The sequence below is a fragment of the Exiguobacterium sp. SH0S7 genome (assembly GCF_004337195.1).
Taxonomy (GTDB): Bacteria; Bacillota; Bacilli; order Exiguobacteriales; family Exiguobacteriaceae; genus Exiguobacterium; species Exiguobacterium aurantiacum_A.
The window spans coordinates 14358-30726 of sequence record NZ_SJVA01000011.1 but is presented as its reverse complement, the minus strand read 5'-3'; the positions used below and the strand labels follow the sequence as shown (position 1 = coordinate 30726).

General features: G+C 55.1%; 16 protein-coding genes and 1 riboswitch. Of the genes, 12 read left to right on the top strand and 4 right to left on the bottom strand.

The genetic code is table 11. The features are described from left to right. Positions 1–4 precede the first annotated feature (4 nt). The 4 genes from EVJ22_RS12850 (at position 5) to EVJ22_RS12835 (ending at position 2742) form a co-directional block, all read left to right on the top strand. The gene (locus EVJ22_RS12850; RefSeq protein WP_233589710.1) at positions 5–421 is read left to right on the top strand and encodes an RDD family protein; all 417 of its coding nucleotides are present in this window, start codon (positions 5–7) and stop codon (positions 419–421) included. A 114-nt stretch (positions 422–535) separates the two neighbouring features. Continuing rightward, the gene (locus tag EVJ22_RS12845; protein WP_071398085.1) at positions 536–1387 is read left to right on the top strand and encodes a DegV family protein; all 852 of its coding nucleotides are present in this window, start codon (positions 536–538) and stop codon (positions 1385–1387) included. Between the two features lie 19 nt (positions 1388–1406). Beyond that, positions 1407–1730, top strand: a complete 324-nt coding sequence (locus EVJ22_RS12840) for a thioredoxin family protein (RefSeq protein ID WP_071398084.1) — start codon at positions 1407–1409, stop codon at positions 1728–1730. Between the two features lie 106 nt (positions 1731–1836). Next, complete coding sequence (locus tag EVJ22_RS12835) at positions 1837–2742, top strand: DUF5996 family protein (RefSeq protein ID WP_131444046.1); 906 nt, start codon at positions 1837–1839, stop codon at positions 2740–2742. Between the two features lie 291 nt (positions 2743–3033). On the opposite strand, the gene EVJ22_RS12830 is transcribed toward EVJ22_RS12835, so the two are convergent. From EVJ22_RS12830 to EVJ22_RS12820, 3 genes are all read right to left on the bottom strand, one after another. After that, positions 3034–3759 (bottom strand): DUF4261 domain-containing protein, encoded by a 726-nt coding sequence (locus EVJ22_RS12830; RefSeq protein WP_233589709.1) that lies wholly within the window; start codon positions 3757–3759, stop codon positions 3034–3036. Positions 3760–3844: 85 nt separating this feature from the next. Then, positions 3845–6169 (bottom strand): ABC transporter permease, encoded by a 2325-nt coding sequence (locus EVJ22_RS12825; RefSeq protein WP_071398083.1) that lies wholly within the window; start codon positions 6167–6169, stop codon positions 3845–3847. Between the two features lie 12 nt (positions 6170–6181). Further along, complete coding sequence (locus EVJ22_RS12820; RefSeq protein WP_071398082.1) at positions 6182–6880, bottom strand: ABC transporter ATP-binding protein; 699 nt, start codon at positions 6878–6880, stop codon at positions 6182–6184. Positions 6881–7057: 177 nt separating this feature from the next. Between EVJ22_RS12820 and EVJ22_RS12815 the strand changes: the two genes are divergently transcribed. Both EVJ22_RS12815 and EVJ22_RS12810 read left to right on the top strand, forming a co-directional pair. Further along, positions 7058–7888 carry a DegV family protein gene (locus EVJ22_RS12815; protein WP_070328583.1) on the top strand — a complete coding sequence of 277 codons (831 nt, stop codon included), beginning with the start codon at positions 7058–7060 and terminating at the stop codon, positions 7886–7888. 120 nt (positions 7889–8008) lie between these two features. Next, the gene (locus EVJ22_RS12810) at positions 8009–9691 is read left to right on the top strand and encodes a GGDEF domain-containing protein (protein WP_071398081.1); all 1683 of its coding nucleotides are present in this window, start codon (positions 8009–8011) and stop codon (positions 9689–9691) included. 46 nt (positions 9692–9737) lie between these two features. On the opposite strand, the gene EVJ22_RS12805 is transcribed toward EVJ22_RS12810, so the two are convergent. Continuing rightward, the gene (locus tag EVJ22_RS12805; protein ID WP_071398080.1) at positions 9738–10379 is read right to left on the bottom strand and encodes a homing endonuclease associated repeat-containing protein; all 642 of its coding nucleotides are present in this window, start codon (positions 10377–10379) and stop codon (positions 9738–9740) included. A 451-nt stretch (positions 10380–10830) separates the two neighbouring features. Here EVJ22_RS12805 and EVJ22_RS12800 point away from each other — a divergent pair, with 451 nt between their 5' ends. The 6 genes from EVJ22_RS12800 (at position 10831) to EVJ22_RS12775 (ending at position 16322) form a co-directional block, all read left to right on the top strand. After that, a complete protein-coding gene (locus tag EVJ22_RS12800; protein ID WP_071398079.1) occupies positions 10831–11643 on the top strand; it encodes an undecaprenyl-diphosphate phosphatase in 813 nt (270 codons plus the stop codon). A gap of 91 nt (positions 11644–11734) precedes the next feature. Then, positions 11735–11877, top strand: a riboswitch (FMN riboswitch). Between the two features lie 150 nt (positions 11878–12027). Beyond that, entirely contained in the window at positions 12028–13110 is a 1083-nt protein-coding gene (ribD, locus tag EVJ22_RS12795) for a bifunctional diaminohydroxyphosphoribosylaminopyrimidine deaminase/5-amino-6-(5-phosphoribosylamino)uracil reductase RibD (protein ID WP_131444045.1), read from the top strand. Then, positions 13091–13732 carry a riboflavin synthase gene (gene ribE, locus EVJ22_RS12790; protein ID WP_070328588.1) on the top strand — a complete coding sequence of 214 codons (642 nt, stop codon included), beginning with the start codon at positions 13091–13093 and terminating at the stop codon, positions 13730–13732. The genes ribD and ribE overlap by 20 nt, the downstream gene beginning before the upstream one ends. Next, positions 13732–14913: a bifunctional 3,4-dihydroxy-2-butanone-4-phosphate synthase/GTP cyclohydrolase II gene (locus EVJ22_RS12785; RefSeq protein WP_131444044.1), complete on the top strand. Its 1182-nt coding sequence runs from the start codon at positions 13732–13734 to the stop codon at positions 14911–14913. The genes ribE and EVJ22_RS12785 overlap by 1 nt, the downstream gene beginning before the upstream one ends. Continuing rightward, positions 14913–15377, top strand: a complete 465-nt coding sequence (ribH, locus tag EVJ22_RS12780; RefSeq protein WP_070328590.1) for a 6,7-dimethyl-8-ribityllumazine synthase — start codon at positions 14913–14915, stop codon at positions 15375–15377. Before EVJ22_RS12785 ends, ribH begins: the two co-directional genes overlap by 1 nt. A 129-nt stretch (positions 15378–15506) precedes the next feature. Continuing rightward, positions 15507–16322 (top strand): ZIP family metal transporter, encoded by an 816-nt coding sequence (locus EVJ22_RS12775; RefSeq protein ID WP_071398076.1) that lies wholly within the window; start codon positions 15507–15509, stop codon positions 16320–16322. The last annotated feature ends 47 nt before the right edge of the window (positions 16323–16369 follow it).

The following is a 16369-nucleotide window of genomic DNA, read 5'->3' as shown; positions in this document are numbered from 1 at the left end:
GATGATGAACGTGGCAGTCCCAATCTGGAAACGCGCTGTAGCAAGTCGAATCGATAAAGTCCTATTGGAAGCACCCGCGAAACTCGTGGAAAAAACAATCCGTAAAAAAATTTGGCCGGGTAAAGAAGTAAAAAATTATTACTTACCGACACTCGTCTCCATCGCAGGAGAAGCCTACTTCTTGCTGAACCGGGACGGGCAGACGATCGGCGACAAAATCGTCGGCATTAAAGTCGTGAGCCAAGACGGTCGACCGCTTTCCTTCGAGCAAGTCATGAAACGGACGCTCTACAAGGACGTCGTTTATCCGGCGACGCTTGGTCTACCACTTCTTCGTGCGCTTCAACAGATGAAGTCGAATAAAGACCTCGAACTTCCGCACGATGAATTCGCCCACACGAAACTGATTTCGACAAAATGAACGGGAGCAGGACGATTCCGCAATCGTTCTGCTTTTTTCTTCGGGGAAGTGGCGGGGGAAATGGGTTATAATGAAAGAGGAAAAAATTGAACGACTACTGGAGGACTATTTGTTATGACAAAAATTGCATGGATCACCGATAGTATGGCCAACTTCTCGAAAGAGGAGGCCGCCCAGCTCGGCGTCGAGATCGTCCCGATCCAATTGATCGTCGACGGGAGCGGCTACAGTGAAGTCGACCTCTCGATTGAGGAATTGCACCGCTACATGATCGACCAAAAGAAAGAAGCGAAGACGTCGCAACCGATTTTTGGTGACTTCATCTCGCGTTACGAGCGCTTAAAAGAAGAAGGGTACGATTGCGCCATCGCCGTCCACTGTTCAAACGGACTGAGCAGCACCGTCAAAAACTCGAGTGCAGCGGCTGAGGCGGCTGGATTTAAAGTTTACACGGTCGACTCGCACGCAGCGCTCGAGGCGCAGCAAGAGCTCGTCCGTCTCGGTCTCGCTGCCGAGGCAGAAGGCAAATCGGTCGAGGAAATCGTCGCTCTTCTCGAAGCGTGGCGTGACAAGAAAAACTTCTTCATGATCATCGGGAACATGGAGACGATGCGCCGGGGCGGACGTGTGTCATCAGGTGAGATGTTCCTCGCGAACATCTTGAACATCAAACCGATCATCACGCTCGACGAATCTGGGAAAGTCATCCCGTTCAAAAAAGTGCGTTCGATCAAAAAAGCGTACGTTGAGATGGTCACCGAACTCGAACGTCTTCATGCGGCGAATGGGATCCATAACAACCGTGTCTTCGTACAGACGGCGCTCGCGCCAGAGATGCAAGACAACCTCGTCGCGCTCATCCAAGCGAAATTGCCGGAGATTGATGTCGTGAAGACACGTTTCTGTCCGTCGATTGCGGTCCATGCCGGCTTTGAGACGGTCGGTGTGCTTTGGCTCGACGCTTAAGTTGAAAGGGGGAGACAGCATGGAGGCTGTGAACACACTTTCGATGTTGAACGAACGGGTCGCCGAGGCCGAGCAGTTGCTCGTCTATGTCTCGCATCCGGGATGCAGCGTCTGTCACTCGCTCAAGCCGCAAGTCGAGGACATGTTGACGCATTTTCCTGACATCGAAGCGGTCGCGGTCGACTCGGACGAGGTGCCGGATATCGCCGGCGCCTATTCGATCTTCACCGTACCGGTCATCTTGTTCTTCATCGACGGCAAAGAGATGCTCCGCCGGGCCCGGTTCGTGCCAATCGGTGAGTTGACCCACCAACTCGAACGGCTCCAAGAGATGAGAAAGTAAATCCACAGACGTGTGTCTGTGGATTTTTTTGATTGTCGTGATGATGTAACGGGAATTAATGAAGTGATTCTGTCACTTTTGCAACGAAGGAACGGAGGAATGTGTGATGGAGATGATACGCCACTCGGAATGGGCTGAGACAAAGCTCACGCTCCATTTGCTGTCGCAAATCTTGGGGAAAATCAAGTTGGCTTTGGCTCCGCAAGAGCCACAATGGACACACGTCACGTTGCCCGTTGCGCTGTGCGGCTTTTCGACTGGCCCGCTCGTGCAAGGGGAGACGTGGCTACAACTCGACGTCGATGTCTTTCAATCTCATATCAGAGTCCAAGTCGGTGCCGACACGTCGGTATTCCCGCTCGAAGCAGGCAAGTCGATCAGTACGTACTATGAAGAAATCATGGGTGCCCTGCGCGCAAACGGCGTCTCGGTCGCCCTCAATCCGAGAACGCAAGAGATGCGGGAGTTACGTTATCTGGACCGGGACGAGACACCGCTCGCCTATGACGCTATGGCGGCGCAACGAGGCATCCGTCTGTTTCAATACGCCGCGCGGGAGCAAACGGCATTTCTCGCACCGCTCCGCTGTCGGAAAGTGAAGCCAGGCCTGTTTTGGGGAACGTTTGACGTGTCGTCGCTCATCGTCTATGGACGGCCTGAGCCGTTCCCGGAAGATAAAGTCATCGAGAAGGCAGCGTTTGACGAGCACATGGTCGAGTTCGGGTTTTGGCTCGGTGATGAAGCGGTCGATATTCCGACGTTCTTCATCTTGCCTTACCCGTTCCAGTACACGGAGATCGGGACGGAGCGGCTCAAACCGCAAGACGCCTATTATGATGCCGGCAAGAGCGAGTTCTTTTTATCTCTTGAGAACGTAGGGGAAACGAGAGACGTGCAGGCATTCTTCCGGACGTCGTTCGATATTTTGAGCGAACAGCTCGAATGGGAAGGGTGCGACCATTACTTTATGCCGCTCGACATGCCGAAACAACAAGAGCTCACAGACGAATGATCTGTGAGCTCTTGTTTACTTTAGGGGCTGGTAGCGAGTAGATGGCCCATTTCCGACACGGATGATTTTCCGTTCGGCTATTAGCTGTTCGATTAGTTGTACAGTACCTTTTTGTTGCTCGTCCGATGGCGCCCCGACCCCTGCAGGAATGCAATCCGACGGAGACCCAGCAGCGACGCGAGTCGCGATGCGGCTCCGGGATTGCCTGCGGAAAGCGTGGGCGCCGGAAGGACGAGCGATATCAAAAAATCGATCAATCTGGATGTGGGTCCAAATTAATCGATTGACATGTCATTCTGCAATTTGTGGTACGAGGTAGATCAAGCCGAACGGGTTATGGAGCAAGTTGTCGATTGACGTGCGCTCGTCTTCGCCCATCTCGACCGTGAACGTCTTGCCGTCCTCGAACGTGAAGCTGTCGCCGTCACCGAACATCGATCCGCCTGCGATCAAATGGAAGTTGAACGAATGGATGACGTGGATCGCGTCTTCGATCTCGAGTGTTTCTGGTACGGCGACGTCGGCATGGCCGAACGCTTTCATGCCCCACGACACGTACGCCGTCTCTTCTTCCGTGATGGCGGTGAGGAGCGAGTAGTCGAGGGCGAGGTCTTCTTCTTTCGACGCTTGCCATTCGTCTTTCGAATAAGCGACGCCTGCCGTCTCGACCATGACACCGAGTCCGCCGGCGTTCAACAGGGCGTTCGCCCCGCGACGGGCCGCGGCGATGTCTGTCACATCATTGACGTCGCCGATCAAATAGACGATATGTGTGTGACGCGTAAGTCCTTTGGCGATTTTCGGTGTGAAGCCGCTCGTGCTGGCGTGAATCATCGCCTCGGCGAGCGCCGGGTCGCGTTCGACGACTTCGACGGTGAACGCTTTTCCGGTCTCGTCTTCTAACAGCAACAGACCGGCCATCGTATAGCCTTCGCTATGTAAACTGATTTTTTCGCTCACGGCCTCGGCCGATGGCCAGTTTCCTGGGATGGCGAGTAACACTTGTGTACGGTTCATTAGAATCATCCTCTTCTGCAAATAGTTAGGCCCCTCAAGCGAGAGGCCTAGTCTCTTCTGTTATTATGCCCTATTTCGAGCAAAGTTATTCTTGATATGTCTTCAACACTTCTTGGAGCGGGATTTGATCGATCTTGCGCCGGCTGACGAACGTGCTGACGAAGAACAAGAGCGTGACGGCCCCGACCGTATAGAGCACGTATATCCATTCAAACTCGAGCGGCAAGACGAGCCCGTAGTCCTCGGCGAAGACGACGATGATGATACGGAGGACGACGAGGGCGATCGGGATGCTCAGGAGTGCCGAGATGAGCGCGTAGACGAAATAGCTGTCGAGGATCATCGAGCGGACCTCACGTCGATTATACCCCATCACTTTGAGGAGCGAGATGACGTAATAGTTCTTCTCGACCGTGAGCGCGGTCAAGACGAACAAGATGCTGAAGGCGATCAAGGCGGAGCCGCCGATCATGACGTTCATCATTAAATTCATATACTCGTTGATCGACTCGGACTGTTCGATCAAGCCGTCGCGCGACAGAATCGTCGGATACACCGACTCGTCCGGACGTTCACTGGCATAGACGCCGTTGAACAAGTCGCTCGAAGTGCCGTCTGTCAGTTCGTTGCTGAGCATTTCAATCGGTAAATAGACGACGTCACCCGTGAAGTCGTCGGCGATGCCGAGGATCGGGTACGATAACGTCTCTCCGTCGAGCTCGATTGTGATGACGTCGTCGACGTCAAAACTTTGTTTTAAGGCGAGCGGTTCGGTGACGATGACGCCATCGGTTGCAGGGGTCAATTCGTTCCCGTCCCGGTCTTGCAACCGGTAGAGCGTGTTGTCGTCGCTCAAGCCCTTAAGGGTGACGAGTTGATCCTCGACGAACGCGAACGGATAGGCGAGGAACGGTTCCTGACCGTCGACGAGCATTGGCGGCGATTCCGTGTTCGCGTACGCCTCATACGCATAGTCGACGTCGTTCAATCCGCCGACCGTCATCCGGTCGACGGCCCCGTTCATCATGAGTGCGAACACGATGAGCAGCGTCGAGAACAAGATACCGAGGAAGAAGATGATGAAGCTGCCCGTGCTTTTGACGGCGTATAAATATTTGAACTTCGTTTTCCCGCTGGCCCGGCTTAGCATTCGGCTGACGAGCCGGCTGAGCCGATTGAGTGATATGTTGTCGCGCGGTGATAACAGTGCGAGCGCGCTCTCGCCCATAAGCTTGTAGATGACGGCACCGGCGACGATGCCGAAGAAGACGAGCGGGACGAAGACGGCGGTCAAAAAGACGAGTGGGTTTTGAGCGATCGTGATCGATGGCAACAGATAGAAGTCGAGGTACAGGTTTTTGAGCGGGTCGGCGAAGTAGAGGCCGAGGAAGTACCCGATGACGAGCATGAGCGTCGCGAACACCAAGATCAGCACTAAGTAGGGGGTTGAGATCTGGCGCCGATTGTAGCCGATCGCTTTCAACAGCCCGATCTGACCGCGTTCGGCCTCGAGCATGTTCGAGATGAGAATGGCGACGATGATGACGGCGATCGAGACGATGAATAGACTAAGTCCGAGCGCCATCGCTTTCCCGGACGAGATCTCACTATAGATGGCCCCGCTGCGCATAATATTCTCCGTCTCCATGACCGAGACGACGAACGGGAGCTCGGCTGTGTCGATCGCGCCGTCCGTGACGCCTGAGAGCCGGAACGACTCCGTGCCGACGATCGCTTCATACGCCTCGTCCGTCATGAGCAGGAGCGTCTGCGTCCCGGCGTCGAGATTGAAGAAGTTCTCATCGAACAGCGGGAGCGTATAGTCCGGGAACAAGACGAAACCGCTCACCGTGAACGGCGTGCCGAGGTCGATCGTGTCACCGACCTCGATCCCGTTCTTCTCGGCGTATTTGGCGTTGAGCGCGACCTCGTCGTCGGTTGTCGGACGCGATCCTGCTTCGAGGTAAGACTGATTGATCGTCATTGTTTCTTTTAAGACGAGCCCCCGATGTTCACTGCCGGCTAATGGATAAGTGATCAGTTTGGATTCGCGAAGTTCGAGTGTCGCCTCGGGCATGACGGACTCGACCGCGTCGATCCGGGCGCCGATCAAGTCGTCGAAGCGCTCCGGGTCGACCTGTTTCAAGTCGGCGAGCGTATACGTGCCCGAGGCGACGAGGGAGGCGATTTCGGGGTCGTTCGCTTCGTCTGCGGTGACACGGTTGAGCATCTCGACGGCGAAGTCCTCTTGGTTCGACGACGCCAAATAGTCCTCGGTCGGGACCTCGATCCCGCTGATGCCGTAGAACATCATCGTATAGGTGAGCGAGCTCATGACGATGATGACGGCGATGGCGACGAGCTGCATCCATTTGCCGACGAGCGTCTTCAAAACGTTTTTATACAGCATGGTCGAAACCTCCTAACCCCAATCGATGTCGCGCGCGGCTTGTCGGACCGGGTTGTGCGTCAGTTCGACGATGCGTCCCGAGTTCATCTTGATGACGTCGTCGGCCATGGCGCTGATGCCGGTGTTGTGGGTGATGACGACGACGGTCTTGCCGTACGTCGTGTTCAATCGCTCGAGCAGCTCGAGCACTTTCTTCGAATTGTCCTCGTCGAGCGAGCCGGTCGGTTCATCGCAAAAGATGATCGACGGGTTTTTGGCGAGACTCCGGGCGACCGAGACACGTTGCTGCTCACCGCCGGACAGTTGGTACGGGTACTTGTCACGCGCGGCCGTCAGCCCGACCTGCTCTAACAGCTCGTCGATACCGAGCGGTTGCTGTGACAGGTCGGCCCCAATCTGGATATTTTCGTAGACGGTCAAGTTTTGGAGCAGATTGTATTGTTGGAAGATGAAGCCGAGATGGTCGCGCCGAAACGCCGTCATCTGTTCCGGGGACAAGTCGGTCAAGACGGTGTCATCGAACGTGATGTTCCCGGACGTGACCGTATCAAGCCCGCTGATGACGTTCAAGAGTGTACTCTTGCCACTGCCGCTCGGGCCGAGGATGACGACGAACGCTCCGTCATTGATCGTCAAATCGACCTCTTTCAAGGCGGCCGTCTCGATATCACCGGTCTTGTAAATTTTATTGACGTTCTCGATTCGAATCATAAAAAAGCGCCTCCTTTGTCCATGTTATCTTTTACCCGTTTCGGGCGGATTGTGGACCTGGGAGGTTTGAACGTTTGACGAAGACGGACACATTTTTTGAAAAATTAGTGAAACCGTTTCACCTGTGATAAAATAATACTACCAGGTACTAATTATGTTTTTAAAGGAGAGGCTCAGATGAAAATTGCCTACATTACGGACAGCACGGTCGTCCTGCCAGATTCAATTAAACACCATCCAGACATCCATATCGTCCCGCTTTACGTCGTCAAGGGCGATCAACCTTATAAAGACGGCATCGAAGTCGACGCCGAGACGGTGTACGACTGGATCGATGCCGGCGAGCGCGTCTCGACGAGCCAACCGGCAATCGGGGATTTCGCCACGCTGTATGAAGAGTTGAAGCCGAAGTATGACATGGGCATCGCCGTCCACCTGTCGTCTGACTTGAGCGGCACGTACTCGGCGTCGATCCAAGGGGCCGAGATCGCCGAGTTCAAGCTGCTCGCCATCGATTCACGGTCGGGTATTTATACGATGGGTCTGTTGCTCGAGGAACTGATCGAGCGCGTCGAGCGCGGAGACGCCCTTGATGACGTCGAGGCGTACATGAAACAGCGCGTCGAGGACGTCCGGATCGAACTGACGATTCAAAATTTGACGCAAATGCAAAAAGGTGGACGCATCTCGAAATCAAAAGCGCTCATCGGCAACATGCTGCAGCTGAAGCCGGTGCTCCGCTTCGAGGACGGGCTCATCGTCCCGTATCAGACCGTACGGACGTATAAAAAGGCGCAAGCCCACTTGTTCGAGGTCATCCGGGCGGCGATCGAGTCAGGCGAATGCACGGACGTCTCGATCTTCCACGGGAACGTGCCAGAGCTTGCGGAGTCGTGGAAACGGGAACTCGGCGACAAGGTGCCGATCCGCGTCGACACGCTCGCGCCGCTGCTCGGGGCCCACACCGGGTCCGGCTCGATCGGCATTTCTTATTTGAAAGCGAAATAACGGACAGACCGTGGCGCACGCCACGGTTTTTTCATTGTCACAACTTTCAAACAACGACTGGAATGTTTCTCCAAAACCCTTCATACTATTAAAGAATGTTACAAGAAAAGGGGGAAGACGATGCGGTTTCGGAAGTATCTCATAAGGAGCTGGCTCTCGTGGTCGCTCGTCTTCATCGGGATCGTCTATTACACGTGGACCGATCTGGAAACGTTCGATTGGGCGTTCTTCTGGTTCATCTACACGCTCGGTGCCTTGTTCGTCATGAACCCGTTGAAGCGGCGGCACCTGCACTTCACATTCCACGAGCTGTTCGTCTTCATGACGTTCTTCTTGTACGGGCTCGTCCCGGCAATTTTGATGGGGCAGTTGCTGTTGTTGACATTCCAGGCACGGACGTTCAACAAAAAAGTCGGCCGCCGGCGCTTCTTACACTTTTATCCGCTCAACACGTTGATCGAGGCGATGATACTCGTCATCCCGGGTCTCGTCTACTTTTCATTTGGAGGTGAGATCGGGTCGACCGTCCACTTGCTCGAGCAAGGTGCGGCGCTCCTCGGCTTCTTAGCGGTCCTTTATCTCGTCCTCGGCTTCAGCTTCGTCATGTCCCGGTTCTTGGTCGGGGAGCGGATCCCGCTGCCGATCATGTGGCGGCTGTTACGGTTCGATTGGCTCGTCATCTCGCTCGAGCTGTTGTTCACGATGGTCGCGCTCGAGGCGTTCCAACTGTTCGGGTATGTCGGATTGATGGCAGCATTCCTGCTCTTGTCGATTTTAAAGCTGGCGTTGTCGAAAGCGACGCAGACAGAAGAGACGCAATCGAAGATCGATCAAATCGAGCGGTTGAAAGAACAGCTCTATCGCGTCGACAGCGAAGCGTTGTTAATTGAAAAGTTTTGGAACGGGTTACGGGAAATCGTCGAGGTCGAGCGCGGTTGGCTTCAAATCAATCGAGACGGGGAGCAAACGTTTTATGATGTGCGGGGGCGTAAAGCGGAAGCGGTCGCTGATGCGTATACGCTTGAGCGGCACCGTGACGCGAGCGAGCCATACTTTCTGTACGATTCGCTCCACGAGTGGCACCCGGAGCTTCAGGCGAACCAAAGCGAACTGCATCATTCCGCGCTCGTCATTCAACCGGTGACGAGCACGACGAACGCGGTCAGCTGTATGATCTCGACGACGGCGAACGGGGCCTATGATGAGGCACTCGCGGTCGAGATCCACCGTTTGCTCAAGACGCTATCGTGGTCACTCGAGCGGATCGATGAACGGGATCGTCTCCAGCACGAGAGTCTGACCGATCCGTTGACCGGGTTGCCGAACCAACGAGCGTTGAAACGTTGGACGAAAGAGCGGCTAAACGACGTCGCTTCGTATCCGTTGTCGGTCTTCTTAGTTGACCTCGACCATTTTAAATCGATCAACGATACCTACGGCCATGCGTTCGGGGACGAAGTGTTAATTGAAGCGGGGGTCCTGTTCAACCGGCTCGTCCGGAGCAGTGACCTCGTCACGCGTTACGGCGGCGAAGAGTTCGTCTTCGTGTTCCCGAGGACGAACGAGGCGGCGGGGATTGTGACCGGTGAGAAGATCCGCCAAGCGCTCCGGTCACATCCGTTCGGGACGGAAGGGATCCGGGTTCAAGTGACCGCGAGCATCGGCATCGAGACGATCCATGAGTACGAAGAGCTCGATACGGTGTTGCGACATGCCGACCGGGCGATGTACGTCGGGGCGAAGTTTAACGGTCGCGACCGTGTCGCCCATTACCGTGACACGTCGACCGAACGAATTCAATGAAAAAAAAAGGAGGACCGTTAAACGGTTCTCCTTTTTGAATGAATGATTATGATTTCTGGCTGAATATGTCGGACTCGACCGCATGGATGGCAGCGGACCAAGACCCGTAACGATGCAAGATCGCTTTCGTAGATGGCTTGTTGTTGCGTTTCGCCCATTCTCGGTACGCCTCGAATGAAAGAGAGAAGCCCATCTCATGAATCGCTTCTCGAAGAGCGTTCGACAACTCTGACTTCGAGTAAGTCACGCTCGCCTCAAGTCCGGCTTCGGCGCAGGCGTCATGCCACGAACCGAACGTCTTGACGATGTGGTAATGGCTCGGTGCTTTCGGGTGTAGTTTCCGCCATTCTTGATATTTCTTCAGCGTGATGATCGAACCCATGTCCCGTGAATAGAGGGCAAGCGTCTCGACGATATCATCGCGTGTATATTTTGGCATTTTATCGGGTAAATCAACGGCGATTTCCCCATGCCATTCATAGCCGGCAATAGCGAGTGCCTCGGCCCATGATCCGAACTGTCGAATGATCGATTCGGGAGACGGCCAGTTTTGCTCCATCGCGAAACGACGATAGACAGAGCGACGAGGACGTTCCTTTAATAAATCCCCGAGCAAACGAATACAGTGAATCATGCGTTGCTGTTCGGTTGATAAGTGATGAGTACTAGTGGATAGCGTTTGACTCAATGATGGTTCCTCCTTCCATGGACTCATATCTGAACCGACAATGATGACGAAAGTGCTTCTACAATCATACTATCGGATAGTTTTTACGATTTATAAGCGCTTTTGTAAGTTTTTTATGTTAAAAATGGGACGTGATAGGTCTAAAGTCGGATGAAAGATTGAAAAAAAAGGTAACAGGTATATTACAAATTTAATATTATATGGGTTCATTTGTAAACAAAAAGTTTTATATTTGGTAAATTATATGAATTCCATACAAAAATGTACCCAGCTGGACAATGGGGTCATCACCGTTGTCCAGTTGAGTACTCCTCTATAATAAATTTAATTTTCAGACTAATCAATAAAAGTTTTCAAAATATACGAATTTTTTTTTAAGGGTGGTCAATGAAACTGAGATTCTGCTAAAATAGCCGCATTGAGCGAATTTGAGAAAAGAGGATATTATGATATGACAATATGGTTATTTTACTTGCTGCTTGGTCTCGTCCAAGGGTTTACGGAGCCGATCCCGATCTCGTCGAGCGGTCACTTGGTCATCTTCCAAGAGCTGTTCAACATCGAATTACCGGGACTGTCGTTCGAGATTTTCGTCAACTTTGCGTCGCTCCTTGCCGTCTTGACGATTTATCGCCAAGATGTCGTCCGCCTCGTCGTCAGTCTGTGGACGTTCTTATTTAAGAAAGATCGCAGCGAGGATACGATGATCGACGTCAAATTCATCGGTCTCTTGCTCGTCGCGACCGTACCGGCCGGCGTGCTCGGCGTGTTATTCGGTGATTGGATCGGTGAGACGCTCAGCGGCGTCGCGACGGTCGGCTATACGTTAATCTTGACCGGGGTCGCACTTTGGTTCATCCGCAACATGCGCGGGAATAAAGGCGACGGTGGCATCACGTTACGTGACGCCATCTTGATCGGTCTCGCCCAAGCGGTCGCGCTCATCCCAGGGATCAGCCGCTCGGGTGCCACGATCGTCATGGCGATGTTACTCGGCATTAAACAAGAGTCGGCGCTCCGGTTCTCGTTCTTCTTGTTCATCCCGGTCAGTCTCGGGACGATGATTTTGGACGGCCCGGCACTCTTCACCGACCCAGCGACGCGTGATCTGTTCGGTCCGCTCGTCTTGGCGTTCATCGCCTCGTACGCGCTGACGGCCATCTCGCTCAAATGGTTCCAGCACATCATGGCGAAGGGTGAGCTCAAGTACTTCTCGTTCTATTGCTGGATCGTCGGTTTGCTCGTCGTCTTGTTCTTGGCTTGATTGGAAGCGCTGCTCATCGGAGTGGCGCTTTTTTGCACTTTTATTTTTGCCTTCGATTCTTTTTTGCGCTAAAGTAAATGCGTACAAACAAATATTCCTTCGGGGTCGGGTGCAATTCCCAACCGGCGGTGATGGGCGCGAGCCCTAAGTCCGTGACCCGGGCGCACGTGTGCGAACGGTGGATCTAGTGTGACTCTAGAGCCGACAGTATAGTCTGGATGGGAGAAGGAAAAAAGACAGGTCCTCGTGACCTGTGCTTCGTCGTACGTTTTTCTGTAAAGAAAACGCTTATTTGGCCTGCCAAATGACGACTGAGACCTCCCGCCGAGACCCTAAGGACATCCTTAGGGTCTTTTTGTTTGTACGAAACAAGGAGGGAGAACGATGCAACAGTACATGCAACAAGCAATCCAATTGGCCAAGTCCGCTGCCGGACAGACCGGTGTGAACCCGCTCGTCGGGGCCGTCGTCGTCAAAGACGGTCGCATCGTCGGATTCGGTGCCCACTTGAAGGCCGGTGAACCGCACGCCGAAGTGCACGCCATTCGGATGGCCGGTGCGTCCGCATACGGTGCGACGATTTACGTCACGCTCGAGCCGTGCTCGCACTACGGGAAGACACCGCCATGTGCCGACTTGCTAATCGAGTCGGGCATCAAGCGCGCCGTCATCGCGATGAAGGATCCGAACCCGCTCGTCGCAGGGAAAGGTGTCGCCCGGTTGAAGGCGGCGGGGATCGACGTCGAAGTCGGTCTGCTCGAAGCCGAGGCCCGTGCGCTCAATCCGGCGTTCCTACGTTCGCTTGAGACGAAACGGCCGTACGTCGTATTGAAGACGGCGACGAGCCTAGACGGGAAAGTCGCGCTCGAGGCGGGTGAGAGCCAGTGGGTGACCGGGACTGAAGCGAGACGTGACGTCCACGAACTACGGGCGACGGTCGATGCCGTCTTGACTGGAATCGGGACCGTGCTCGCCGACGACCCGGCCTTGACCGTCCGGCTCGACACGCCGACACGTCAGCCGCTTCGGGTCGTCCTCGACCGCGAGCTCCGCTTACCGCTCTCGAGTCAGCTCGTCCGGAGCGCGAAAGATGTGCCGGTGCTCGTCTATACGCTGTCCGATGATGAAGTGAAACGGACCGAGCTCGCTCAAAACGGTATCGAGCTTGCCGACTATTCGACACTCGACAACGTCCTTCGTGACTTGCATGGTCGCGGCGTCGGCCGTTTGCTCATCGAGGCGGGACCGACGCTCGTGACGTCACTCTTGGACGGACAATACGTCGACGAATGGGTCATGTATCAGTCACCGCGCGTGTTCGGTGGGAACCGAGGCGTCTATCGCTCGAGCCAAGCCGGACCGTTAGATGCGATCGAGCGCTTCGCGATCGGCTCGGTCGAGACGGTCGGTACCGACATCAAGCTCGTCATGAGAAAGGGGGAGTCCGATGTTCACGGGAATCGTTGAAGAAATCGGCAGTGTGAAAGCCGTGAAGCGGAACGGGCCGTCGCTACGGCTCACGCTCGCGGGCAAGATCGTGTTAGAAGACGTGAAGCTCGGCGATAGCATCTCGGTGAACGGGATTTGCCTGACCGTGACGGCGTTTGATCAAACGAGTTTTGCCGTCGACGTCATGCCGGAGACGCTCAAAGCGTCCAGTCTAGATGGGGTCCGCCCTGGAACGGACGTCAACCTCGAGCGGGCGATGCCGGCGAACGGTCGCTTCGGCGGTCACTTCGTCTCGGGACACGTCGACGGGGTCGGGCGCATCGTCAAGAAGCGTCCGCTCGCGAACGCGGTCTACATCGATATCAGTTGCGAGCCGTCGCTACTCCGTTTCATCGTCCCTAAAGGTTCGATCTCGGTCGACGGGACGAGCTTGACGGTGTATGAGGTCACTGAACGCGGCTTCACGCTGTCGCTCATCCCGCACACGTACAGTGAGACGGTGCTCGGGATGAAGCAGGCTGGGGATAAGGTCAATTTGGAATGCGATATGTTGGCTAAATATATGGAAAAGCTAGTGAATCAAAAAGACATGACGCTCGAATCACTTGCGTCGATGGGATACGGAAAGGCGGGATGGTGATGTTCCACACAATCGAACAAGCAATCGAAGATTTGAAGATGGGGCGTCCGATCATCGTCGTCGATGACGATGACCGGGAGAACGAAGGTGATTTCGTCGTCCTCGCCGATAAGATGACGGCCGAGACGATGAACTTCCTCATCACGGAAGGGAAAGGGCTCGTCTGTGCCGCCCTGGCGGAAGAAGTCGCCGTCCGGCTCGACTTGTCGCCGATGGTCGACAACAGCACCGATCCACACGGGACGGCGTTCACCGTCAGTGTCGACCATGTCGACTCGACGACGGGCATCTCGGCGAGCGAACGGGCCCACACGGTCCGCGAGCTGGCCAATGCGAACGCGCGTCCGGCCGATTTTCAACGGCCGGGACACATCTTCCCGCTCATCGCGAAAAAAGGCGGCGTCTCGGTGCGGCGCGGCCACACCGAAGCGTCGGTCGATCTAGCTCGACTGTCAGGGAGTGAGCCGGTCGCCGTCATTTGCGAGATCATCCGTGAAGACGGCGAGATGGCTCGAGTGCCGGACCTTGTCCACGTCTCGGAACGGCACGACTTGAAATTTATCACGATCGAGGAGCTCGTCCGCTATATGGAGACGGACCTCGTCGAACGAGAGGCGGACGTCAATCTCCCCTCGGCTAAGGGTGAGTTTCGCCTGATCGGTTATCGAAACGTCCTTGACCGCGACGAGCACGTCGCGCTCATCAAAGGCGAACTTGAACATGCACCGTTCGTCCGCATCCATTCGGAATGTCTGACCGGTGACGTGTTCGGCTCTTACCGCTGCGACTGCGGTCCGCAACTTGATGCGTCACTCGCTAAAATTGAAGAAGAGGGCGGCGTCGTGCTCTACATGCGTCAAGAAGGGCGCGGCATCGGTTTACTGAATAAATTGAAGGCGTATGAACTGCAGGAGCAAGGGCTCGACACGGTCGAGGCGAACGTCGCGCTCGGGTTGCATGCCGACTTGCGTGACTACCGGGTGAGCGCGGGCATGTTGCGTGACCTTGGTGTCAAGAACGTGCGGCTCATGACGAACAACCCGGAGAAAGTCGACGCCTTGGAGGCGTGCGGCATCACCGTCGTCGAACGCGTCCCGATCATCGTCGGGGAGCACGCCGAGAATGAACGCTATCGCTTAACGAAACAACAAAAAATGAATCATTTTGGAGGAGAAGAATAATGTTGCATACATTTGAAGGTAACTTGGTTGGTAAAGGCTTGAAAATCGGGATCGTCGTCGGACGGTTCAACGATTTGATCACGATGCGCTTGCTCGACGGGGCGAAAGATGCGCTGAAGCGCCACGGCATCGAGCAAGACGACGTCGAGATCGCGTTCGTCCCGGGCGCGTTCGAACTTCCACTCGTCGCCAAAAAGATGGCGATGAGCAAGAAGTATGACGCCGTCATCACGCTCGGAGCAGTCATCCGCGGGGCGACGCCGCACTTCGACTACGTCTGTAGCGAAGCAGCAAAAGGTGTCGCCCAAGCGAGCTACCAGTCGGAAGTGCCGGTCATCTTCGGCGTCTTGACGACAGAGACGATCGAACAAGCGATCGAGCGGGCCGGTACGAAAGCCGGAAACAAAGGCTGGGAAGCAGCGACAGCGGCAATCGAGATGGCGAACTTGATGCGCACATTTTAAATAGAATTGTAACGGAGGAGAGCGACGTCGCTCTCCTCTTTTTTTGATTGTTCAAATCGGGATTAGCGACGCAGGGACGACGGGAAAAGAATAGGGCGCGCATACAAAGCTTAAGGGGAGGCGATGGCGATGTGGGACGGGGTGGCTCAACTGAGTCCGACCATGCAGGCCTTGCTCGGGACGTTGTTCACATGGGGCATGACGGCGCTCGGGGCGGCTGTCGTGTTCACGACGAAATCGATCAATCAACGGCTGATGGACGGGATGCTCGGATTTGCCGGCGGGGTGATGATTGCCGCCAGTTTTTGGTCGCTGCTCGCGCCGGCGATCGAGATGGCAGGACAGGACGCTTGGCCGGCCTGGTTCCCGGCCGCGGTCGGCTTTTTAATGGGCGGATTCTTTTTATGGGGCATCGATCAACTGATTCCGCACCTGCATCCGACTTCCCCGCTCAGTGAGGCGGAAGGGATCGGCCCGTTCAAACGAAAGCGCAGCACGTTGCTCGTCTTAGCCATCACGTTGCACAACATACCGGAAGGGCTAGCGATCGGGGTCGCGTTCGGGGCGGTCGCGGCTGACTTTCCATCGGCCTCGTTGACGGGTGCCATCGCGCTCGCAATCGGGATCGGGATTCAAAACTTTCCAGAAGGCGTGGCGGTGGCGCTGCCGTTAAGGAGGGACGGGATGTCACGACGAAAGAGTTTTTTCTACGGACAGCTGTCGGCCGTCGTCGAGCCGGTCGCCGCCTTATTCGGCGTTTGGGCGGTGTTTGTCATGGAGCCGCTACTGCCGTTCGCATTGAGCTTTGCCGCGGGGGCCATGATTTTTGTCGTCGTCGAAGAAGTCATCCCGGGGTCGCAAGAGAATGGCCATAAGGACTTGGCATCGATCGCCTTGATGCTTGGATTTACCGTCATGATGATTTTAGACGTGGCGTTAGGGTGAGGCCGACACAGAAAAAAGGCACGACGGGATGTCCCGTCGTGCCTTCC